This is a genomic window from Streptomyces antibioticus, assembly GCF_002019855.1.
GTDB classification, from domain to species: Bacteria; Actinomycetota; Actinomycetes; order Streptomycetales; family Streptomycetaceae; genus Streptomyces; species Streptomyces antibioticus_B.
On sequence record NZ_CM007717.1, the window covers coordinates 4,874,183 to 4,883,487 of the forward strand.

Annotated in this window: 8 protein-coding genes and 1 rRNA gene; 7 read left to right on the forward strand and 2 right to left on the reverse strand. The window is 68.9% G+C overall.

The features are described 5' to 3' along the window. Positions 1–144: 144 nt before the first annotated feature. The 5 genes from AFM16_RS22085 (at position 145) to proC (ending at position 4,132) form a co-directional block, all read left to right on the forward strand. Positions 145–648 carry a hypothetical protein gene (locus tag AFM16_RS22085; RefSeq protein ID WP_078634381.1) on the forward strand — a complete coding sequence of 168 codons (504 nt, stop codon included), beginning with the start codon at positions 145–147 and terminating at the stop codon, positions 646–648. Between the two features lie 58 nt (positions 649–706). After that, on the forward strand, positions 707–1,510 hold the full coding sequence (locus AFM16_RS22090; RefSeq protein ID WP_078634382.1) for a class I SAM-dependent methyltransferase: 804 nt from the start codon (positions 707–709) through the stop codon (positions 1,508–1,510). Positions 1,511–1,584: 74 nt separating this feature from the next. Beyond that, positions 1,585–2,433, forward strand: coding sequence for an ABC transporter ATP-binding protein (locus AFM16_RS22095; RefSeq protein ID WP_370628143.1), 849 nt, complete (start codon positions 1,585–1,587; stop codon positions 2,431–2,433). Further along, positions 2,430–3,215 (forward strand): ABC transporter permease, encoded by a 786-nt coding sequence (locus tag AFM16_RS22100; protein WP_030796126.1) that lies wholly within the window; start codon positions 2,430–2,432, stop codon positions 3,213–3,215. Before AFM16_RS22095 ends, AFM16_RS22100 begins: the two co-directional genes overlap by 4 nt. Positions 3,216–3,322: 107 nt before the next feature. Beyond that, positions 3,323–4,132 (forward strand): pyrroline-5-carboxylate reductase, encoded by an 810-nt coding sequence (gene proC, locus AFM16_RS22105; protein WP_078634384.1) that lies wholly within the window; start codon positions 3,323–3,325, stop codon positions 4,130–4,132. A gap of 36 nt (positions 4,133–4,168) precedes the next feature. Here the strand turns inward: proC and AFM16_RS22110 are convergent, their stop codons facing one another. After that, a complete protein-coding gene (locus AFM16_RS22110; RefSeq protein ID WP_078634385.1) occupies positions 4,169–4,753 on the reverse strand; it encodes a cysteine hydrolase family protein in 585 nt (194 codons plus the stop codon). A 73-nt stretch (positions 4,754–4,826) separates the two neighbouring features. Here AFM16_RS22110 and AFM16_RS22115 point away from each other — a divergent pair, with 73 nt between their 5' ends. Next, positions 4,827–5,870 carry a GlxA family transcriptional regulator gene (locus tag AFM16_RS22115; RefSeq protein ID WP_078634386.1) on the forward strand — a complete coding sequence of 348 codons (1,044 nt, stop codon included), beginning with the start codon at positions 4,827–4,829 and terminating at the stop codon, positions 5,868–5,870. On the opposite strand, the gene trpS is transcribed toward AFM16_RS22115, so the two are convergent. Continuing rightward, complete coding sequence (trpS, locus tag AFM16_RS22120) at positions 5,780–6,835, reverse strand: tryptophan--tRNA ligase (RefSeq protein WP_078637047.1); 1,056 nt, start codon at positions 6,833–6,835, stop codon at positions 5,780–5,782. The genes AFM16_RS22115 and trpS overlap by 91 nt on opposite strands. Positions 6,836–7,705: 870 nt before the next feature. Between trpS and AFM16_RS22130 the strand changes: the two genes are divergently transcribed. After that, positions 7,706–9,231, forward strand: a 16S ribosomal RNA gene (locus tag AFM16_RS22130). Positions 9,232–9,305: the final 74 nt, after the last annotated feature.

Consider the following 9,305-nt stretch of genomic DNA (forward strand, 5'->3'; position numbering starts at 1 on the left):
CCGCGGCGGCCTGACCGAGGCGGCCTGACGGAGGCCCGAGCGCGGGCCGAGTGCGGCCCGCGTGCGGGCCGACCCGCTCGGGGGTCCGCCGCCGGCCGGAGCCACCATCGTCCCGTGAGCGACAATCGTTCTGTGAGCGATTCTGTGAGCGACGAGAACGGCACCCCGGACACCGCGGCGGGCCCCGGCGGCCCGCGCCCCGAGCCCCTGCGGTTCTTCGGCACGACCTGGGTGGACCACGACGGGGGCTACGCCCTGCGCCGCGCCGGCGTGGCCGTCGGCGCGCTCGCCGCCACGACCGTCGCCTGCCTCGTTCTGCGCTTCGCCTACCAGGGCCTGGCCGTCGCCGACATCGGCGGCTTCGTGAACCTGCTGGTCGTCGTGATGTTCGCGGTGTGCAGCGCGCTCGCCTTCCGCACCACCTGGGAGGGCTTCTCCAAGCGCCCCGACCCCGACCGCCAGGCATCCCTGCGCGGGCTGCTGACCATCGGTTTCGTGGGCACGCTCGTCGCCTATTTCTTCCGCACCCTCACCGAGGCGCCCGGAGAGAAGCTGCACCGCGCCGAGTACGAGACCGCCCGGCAGCGGTACGCGAAGCGCGGCAGCCGCCGCACGGGCAACCCCGCGAAGAAGCGCCGCCGCACCTGACCGCGGGCGCCGGGAACGCCCCGTTCCCCTCCTCACCCGGCGGGGCGACCATGGCCCCATGACGGCCACTTCACAGGCACAAGCCCAGGACCCCGCCGAGGCCCGAGCCCACATCCGCGCCCACTCCTTCAACGCCGCCGCGGCCCAGTACGCCGCGAACCGCCCCTCCTACCCGCCCGCCCTCCTCGACACGGTCGAGGAACTCGCCGGCCGCCCCCTCGCCGGCGCGCGGATCGCGGACGTCGGGGCCGGGACGGGCATCGCGACCGCCCTGCTCCACGCCCGCGGCGCCCACGTCGTCGCCGTCGAGCTGGGGGAGGGCATGGCGGCACAGTTCCGCCGCACCCTCGCACGGGTGCCGATCGTCCGCGGCGACGGCAACCACCTCCCCCTCGCCACCTCCTCCCTCGACCTCCTCACCTACGCCCAGTCCTGGCACTGGACCGACCCGGCCCGCTCGGTCCCGGAGGCACTGCGCGTGCTGCGGCCGGGCGGCGCGCTGGCGCTGTGGTGGAACAGCAGCGCCGTCGACGTGCCGTGGATCGAGGCCCAGGCGCGGCGCATGGAGCGCCACTTCGGCCTCGACGGCGTGGTGAGGACGAACGGCGACGCCTCCCACCTCGCCCGCGCCGACCCCACCGGCAGCCTCGCCTTCACCCACCGCCGGATCCGCTGGAGCCGCCGCGTCCCCGTCGACCTCCACCTCGCCAACATCGGCAGCCACTCGGGCTTCCTGGTCCAGGGAAAGGAGCGGTCCGCCGCCTTCCTCACCGAGGAGCGCCGTCACCTCCTCGCCGCCTTCCCGGACGGCACGCTCGACGAGGCGTATGACGTGGACCTGCTGGTCGCCACCGCGCCCTGACCGAGGCGCCTGACCGAGGTGCCCGACCGAGACGCTTGACGGGGTACCGCCGCGAGAGCAATATTCATCGCATGATGAATTCTTTGGCCGGCGACGGCGGTAACGGCGGTAACGGCGGTGACAGCGGCGACCGTGGCGACCCCTCCGGTGAGGAACCGGCTCCCCCCGCCCTCCAGGCCCGGGACCTCACCGTCGTCCGCGGCTCCCGCACGGTCCTGCGCGGCCTCGACTTCACCGTCCCGCGCGGCCAGATCACCGGGCTCCTGGGCCCGTCCGGCTGCGGCAAGACCACGCTGATGCGGGCCGTCGTCGGCACTCAGGCCAAGGTCACCGGAACCCTCGACGTCCTCGGCAGCCCCGCGGGGCACCCCTCCCTGCGCACCCGCATCGGTTACGTCACCCAGGCCCCCTCCGTCTACGACGACCTGACCGTCCGCCAGAACCTCGACTACTTCGCCGCGATCCTCGACCCCGGCCGCGCCGCCACCGACCGGCGCCGCGAGAACGTCACCCGCGCCATCTCCGACGTCGACCTCACCAGCCACACCGACGCCCTCGCCGGCAACCTCTCCGGCGGCCAGCGCAGCCGCGTCTCCCTCGCCGTCGCCCTCCTCGGCACCCCCGAACTCCTCGTCCTCGACGAACCCACCGTCGGCCTCGACCCCGTCCTGCGCCGCGACCTGTGGCAGCTCTTCCACGACATCGCCGCCTCCCGCGGCGCCACCCTCCTCATCTCCTCCCACGTCATGGACGAGGCCGAGCGCTGCCACCGCCTGCTCCTGATGCGCGAGGGCGAGATCCTCGCCGACGACACCCCGGACGCCCTGCGCGAACGCACCCGCTCCGAGACCGTCGAGGCCGCCTTCCTCCACCTGGTCGACCAGGCCACCGCGGCCGCCCGCGAGAAGGAGACGACCCGATGACCGCCCCCGCCACCCCTACCGCACCCGCCGCGCCCACGGGTGCCCTCAACCTCTCCCGCACCACCGCCACCGCCGCACGCGTCCTGCGCCAGCTCCGCCACGACCCCCGCACCATCGCGCTGATGATCCTCATCCCCTGCGTGATGCTCTTCCTGCTGCGCTACGTCTTCGACGGCAACCCGCGCACCTTCGACAACATCGGCGCCTCCCTCCTCGGGATCTTCCCGCTGATCACGATGTTCCTGGTCACCTCCATCGCCACCCTGCGCGAACGCACCTCCGGCACCCTCGAACGCCTCCTCGCCCTGCCCCTCGGCAAGGGCGACCTCATCGCCGGCTACGCCCTCGCCTTCGGCACCCTCGCGATCATCCAGTCCGCCCTGGCCACGGGCCTCGCGGTCTGGTTCCTTGACCTCGACGTCACCGGCAGCCCCTGGCTGCTCCTCCTGGTCGCGCTCCTCGACGCCCTGCTCGGCACCGCCCTCGGCCTCTTCGTCTCCGCCTTCGCGTCCTCGGAGTTCCAGGCCGTCCAGTTCATGCCGGCCGTGATCTTCCCCCAGCTCCTCCTCTGCGGCCTGTTCACCCCGCGCGACGCCATGCACCCCGCCCTCGAAGCCGTCTCGGACGTGCTGCCCATGTCCTACGCCGTCGACGGCATGAACGAGGTCCTCAAGCACACCGACATGACCGCCACCTTCGTCCGCGACATCCTGATCGTCGGCGGCTGCGCGCTCCTGGTCCTCGCCCTCGGCGCGGCGACCCTGCGCCGCAGGACGGCGTGACCCGCCCGCCCGCACCGCACGTCCGCCCACCGGACACACCCGCCGCACCCCCACCCCCGATGGGAGGATGGACAAGGACGACGCACACCCCCGGAGGGCCCCGCACCATGACGCAGAAAGTCGCAGTCCTCGGCACCGGCAAGATCGGCGAAGCCCTGCTCAGCGGAATGATCCGCGGCGGCTGGACGCCGGCCGACCTCCTCGTCACCGCCCGCCGCCCCGAGCGCGCCGAGGAACTCCGCACCCGCTACGGAGTCACCCCGGTCACCAACGCCGAGGCCGCCAAGAGCGCCGACACCCTCATCCTCACGGTCAAACCGCAGGACATGGGCACCCTCCTCGACGAACTCGCCCCGCACGTCCCCGCCGACCGCCTGGTCATCAGCGGCGCCGCCGGTATCCCCACCTCCTTCTTCGAGGAGCGCCTGGCCAGCGGCACCCCGGTCGTCCGCGTCATGACGAACACCCCCGCCCTCGTCGACGAGGCCATGTCCGTCATCTCCGCCGGCACTCACGCCACCGCCGACCACCTCGCCCACACCGAGGAGATCTTCGGCTCCGTCGGCAAGACGCTGCGGGTGCCCGAGTCCCAGCAGGACGCCTGCACCGCGCTCTCCGGATCCGGCCCGGCGTACTTCTTCTACCTGGTCGAGGCCATGACCGACGCCGGCATCCTGCTCGGCCTGCCCCGCGACAAGGCCCACGACCTCATCGTCCAGTCCGCGATCGGCGCCGCGACGATGCTCCGCGACAGCGGCGAGCACCCCGTCAAGCTCCGCGAGAACGTCACCTCCCCCGCCGGCACCACCATCAACGCCATCCGCGAACTGGAGAACCACGGCGTACGGGCCGCCCTCATCGCCGCCCTCGAAGCCGCCCGCGACCGCAGCCGCCAGCTCGCCTCCGGAAACGGCTGACCCGCCGGGGGTGGCTGACCCGCCGGGGGCGGTGGATCACGCGGCCGCGGCCACGATCTCCTTCGTGGTCACCACCCGCGCGAAGCCGCCCCCGTGCAACGACACCGCCGTCGCCCGCGCCAGCTCCTCCGCGCTCAGCCGCCACCCGAACGGCCCCTCCAGGCCGAAGGTGTACGTCGCGTCGAACGCGAACACCACGTCGTACCCCAGGTTTCCTCCCATCCGTGCCGTCGTCTCGGCGCACATGTTCGTCTGGATCCCGGCCACCACGATCTGCCCCGCCCCCTCGGCCGTCAGCCAGGCGTGCAGATCAGGCGCCCCGAGGAACGCCGAGTTCACCGACTTCGTCACCAGCAGCTCGGCCCCGGCACCCCGCCCGCGCCGTCGCTCCACGTAGTCCTTGAACCCGTTCCCCTCGTACCCGACGCGCAGCGGCGAGTCCGGCTTCACCGAGTCGTGCCGCACGAACACCACCGGCCGGCCCGTCGTCTGCCATACGTCGATCAGGGCGGCGATGTTGTCGTCCGCCTCGGGATGGTTGCGCGTACCCCAGTAGTCCTCCTCCTCGAATCCCTTCTGCACGTCCACGACCACCAGCACTGCGTTCTCCGCGATGTCCATGCCTCGATCGTGCCGCCCGGCAGGACCCTCGCCCAGCGATACAAAAGTCAGCGATCGATGGTTTACTGCCACCATGGCAGCCCAGGCACCGCAGCCCCCGGCCTACCGCGTCGCGCTCGTCGCCTTCCCCGGGATCCGCGCCTTCGACGTCTCCGTCATCACCGAGGTCTGGGGCACCGACCGCACCGACCGCGGCGCCCCCTCCTTCGACCTGCGCCGCGTCGCCGTCGACAGCACCCCCGTCCCCATGCGCGGCGGTCTGGCCCTCCACCCCGACCGCACCCTCACCTGGCTCTCCCGCGCCGACCTGATCGTGGTCCCCGGCCTCGACGACCACCTCACTCCCGCACCCACCCCCGTCCTGGACGCCCTGCGCCGCGCCCACGCCCGCGGCACCACCCTCGCCGCCCTCTGCGGCGGAGCCTTCACCCTCGCCCAGGCCGGCCTCCTCGACGGCCGCCGGGCGATCACCCACTGGAACCTGATCGACCTCCTCCGCACCCACCACCCCCGGGTGAACGTCGTCCCCGACGCGCTCTTCATCGAGGACGACAACATCTGGACCGCCGCGGGCACGGCAGCCGGCATCGACCTCTGCCTCCACCTCGTCCGCCGGGCCCACGGAGCCGAGGCCGCCGCCACCATCGCCCGCTCGATGGTCACCGCGCCCTTCCGCACCGGCACCCAGGCGCAGTTCATCGAGCACCCCACACCCCGCGCCGACCGCGACGCCGACACCCTCGCCGCCGTACGCGAACACGCCCTGCGCCATCTGCACGAACCACTCACGGTCGCCGACCTGGCCGCCTACGCGGGTATGTCCCCCCGCAGCTTCGCCCGCCACTTCACCGCGGCCACCGGCACCACCCCTCTCCGCTGGCTCCTCGACCAGCGCATCGCCACAGCCCAGAAACTCCTCGAACGCACCGACCTCCCCATGCCCGAGATCGCCCGCCGCGCCGGCTTCGGCAGCGAGGTCACGATGCGCCAGCACTTCGCCTCGCGCCTCGCCACCAGCCCACGCGCCTACCGAGCCGCGTTCAGCACCTCGGCCTCGGCCACCGGGGCACCCGACACCGCCTCCGTCACCGGAGGCAGCAGCCCGATCGCCCGATAGGCCGTATCCACGACGGGGCGCGCCATGGCCCGAGCCTTCTCCGCACCAACCCGAAGCACCCCCTCCACATACGCGGGATCCGCGCACAACTCCCGATGCCTCACCCGCACCGGCCGCAACACCTCGATCACGGCGTCCGCCGTGTCCTTCTTCAAAGCGCCGTACGAGTCGTAAACGGCCGAGAGATCTTCCGGGTTCCCGTCGGTGCAGGCGGCGAGGATCTCCAGCAGATTCGCGACCCCGGGCCGCCCCGCCCGGTCGTAGACCACCTCACGGCCGCTGTCGGTGACGGCCCGCATGACCTTCTTCCGCACCACGTCCGGCTCGTCGAGCAGATAGACGATCCCCGGCCCGGTGTCCTCGCTCTTCCCCATCTTCGCGCCGGGATCCTGGAGGTTCATCACCCGCGCCGCCACCCCCGGAGGCGTGGCCCGCGGCACCACGAACGTGTGCCCGTACCGCTGGTTGAACCGCACCGCCAGATCCCGGGCCAGCTCGACATGCTGCGTCTGGTCGTCCCCCACCGGCACCTCGTCGGTCCCGTACGCCAGGATGTCCGCCGCCATCAGCACCGGATACGTCAGCAGCGACAGCCGCACACTCCCGCCGCGCTCCCGCTCCCGGGCGGCCTTCTCCTTGTACTGGATCATCCGCCGCATCTCGCCGTCCGTGGCCACGCACTCCAGCAGATACGACAGCCGCGCGTGCTCGTCCACATGACTCTGTACGAAGACCGTGCACAGCTCGGGGTCCAGCCCGGCCGCCAGCAACAGTGTCGCGGCCTGTCTGCTCAGCCGGCGCACCCGGGCCGGATCGTGCTCCACGGTCAGGGCGTGCAGATCGACGACGCAGAACAGGGCGTCCGCCCGGTGCTGGTCGACCTCGGCCCACCGCCGCATGGCCCCCAGGTAGTTCCCCAGGGTCAGATGCCCGGTCGGTTTGATCCCGCTGAAAACCCGTGCCATCTCCACTCCACCTCCTGGTCGAGGCCGCCGTCCCGGCCGGCCGACCCTCCGGAGTCCTGGAGGAGAAACACGAACGGCCGCCGAGGCGGCGGCCGTTGAACGCATACGTGAGCACGGCCGCCCGTCAGGCGGCCCACCAGAGCTGGGTGCACGTGCGCGTACGCGTAGTCATGGGGCAAGGGTACGCCTGTACGCCTCCGGGGTGGCGTCGAGGCGCGGGTTGACACGCCCCCGGTGGATACGTAGTGTTCTCCGAGTTGTCCGACGTGAGCGCCGACTCCGGTCGGTCCCCGGACAGCCATTCCGCAAGTACCAACCACTTCTCGACGAGCAGTCGTTCCGTCTGCCGTCGTGTCATTGGTGTGCGTATTCGCGAAATGAGGAATCCGCGTTCGAAAGGACGCCGCCCCCGATTGGCTTCGGGAGCGGGGAATCCGCTAAAGTCTCACTCGTCGGAACGGCCCAACAGCCGGGAAGGCAAACCCCCTCTGACTGGGAATCAGACGCCGAAAGGATCTGATAGAGTCGGAACCGCCGGAAAGGAAACGCGAGAGCGGGACCCGGAAAGCACCGAGGAAATCGGATCGAGAAAAGGTCTGATAGAGTCGGAGACGCAAGACCGAAGGGAAACTGCCCGGAGGAAAGCCTGAGAGAGTCTCTCGGGTGAGTACAAAGGAAGCGTCCGTTCCTTGAGAACTCAACAGCGTGCCAAAAATCAACGCCAGATATGTTGATACCCCGTCCATGGCAGTGATAGCCGTGGATGAGGTTCCTTTGAAGAAATAAAACACAGCGAGGACGCTGGATGCGAGGGGACTATTCCTCCTCTCGTTCCGCTCTCGTGCGTGTTGTCCCGATCACGGGAAAACATTCACGGAGAGTTTGATCCTGGCTCAGGACGAACGCTGGCGGCGTGCTTAACACATGCAAGTCGAACGATGAAGCCCTTCGGGGTGGATTAGTGGCGAACGGGTGAGTAACACGTGGGCAATCTGCCCTGCACTCTGGGACAAGCCCTGGAAACGGGGTCTAATACCGGATATCACTCTTGCAGGCATCTGTGAGGGTCGAAAGCTCCGGCGGTGCAGGATGAGCCCGCGGCCTATCAGCTTGTTGGTGAGGTAATGGCTCACCAAGGCGACGACGGGTAGCCGGCCTGAGAGGGCGACCGGCCACACTGGGACTGAGACACGGCCCAGACTCCTACGGGAGGCAGCAGTGGGGAATATTGCACAATGGGCGAAAGCCTGATGCAGCGACGCCGCGTGAGGGATGACGGCCTTCGGGTTGTAAACCTCTTTCAGCAGGGAAGAAGCGAAAGTGACGGTACCTGCAGAAGAAGCGCCGGCTAACTACGTGCCAGCAGCCGCGGTAATACGTAGGGCGCAAGCGTTGTCCGGAATTATTGGGCGTAAAGAGCTCGTAGGCGGCTTGTCACGTCGGGTGTGAAAGCCCGGGGCTTAACCCCGGGTCTGCATTCGATACGGGCTAGCTAGAGTGTGGTAGGGGAGATCGGAATTCCTGGTGTAGCGGTGAAATGCGCAGATATCAGGAGGAACACCGGTGGCGAAGGCGGATCTCTGGGCCATTACTGACGCTGAGGAGCGAAAGCGTGGGGAGCGAACAGGATTAGATACCCTGGTAGTCCACGCCGTAAACGGTGGGAACTAGGTGTTGGCGACATTCCACGTCGTCGGTGCCGCAGCTAACGCATTAAGTTCCCCGCCTGGGGAGTACGGCCGCAAGGCTAAAACTCAAAGGAATTGACGGGGGCCCGCACAAGCAGCGGAGCATGTGGCTTAATTCGACGCAACGCGAAGAACCTTACCAAGGCTTGACATACACCGGAAACGGCCAGAGATGGTCGCCCCCTTGTGGTCGGTGTACAGGTGGTGCATGGCTGTCGTCAGCTCGTGTCGTGAGATGTTGGGTTAAGTCCCGCAACGAGCGCAACCCTTGTTCTGTGTTGCCAGCATGTCCTTCGGGATGATGGGGACTCACAGGAGACCGCCGGGGTCAACTCGGAGGAAGGTGGGGACGACGTCAAGTCATCATGCCCCTTATGTCTTGGGCTGCACACGTGCTACAATGGCCGGTACAAAGAGCAGCGATACCGTGAGGTGGAGCGAATCTCAAAAAGCCGGTCTCAGTTCGGATTGGGGTCTGCAACTCGACCCCATGAAGTCGGAGTTGCTAGTAATCGCAGATCAGCATTGCTGCGGTGAATACGTTCCCGGGCCTTGTACACACCGCCCGTCACGTCACGAAAGTCGGTAACACCCGAAGCCGGTGGCCCAACCCCTTGTGGGAGGGAGCTGTCGAAGGTGGGACTGGCGATTGGGACGAAGTCGTAACAAGGTAGCCGTACCGGAAGGTGCGGCTGGATCACCTCCTTTCTAAGGAGCACAGTACCGATTGCAGGCAAATGTTCTGCACGGTCAGCTCATGGGTGGAACGTTGATTATTCGGT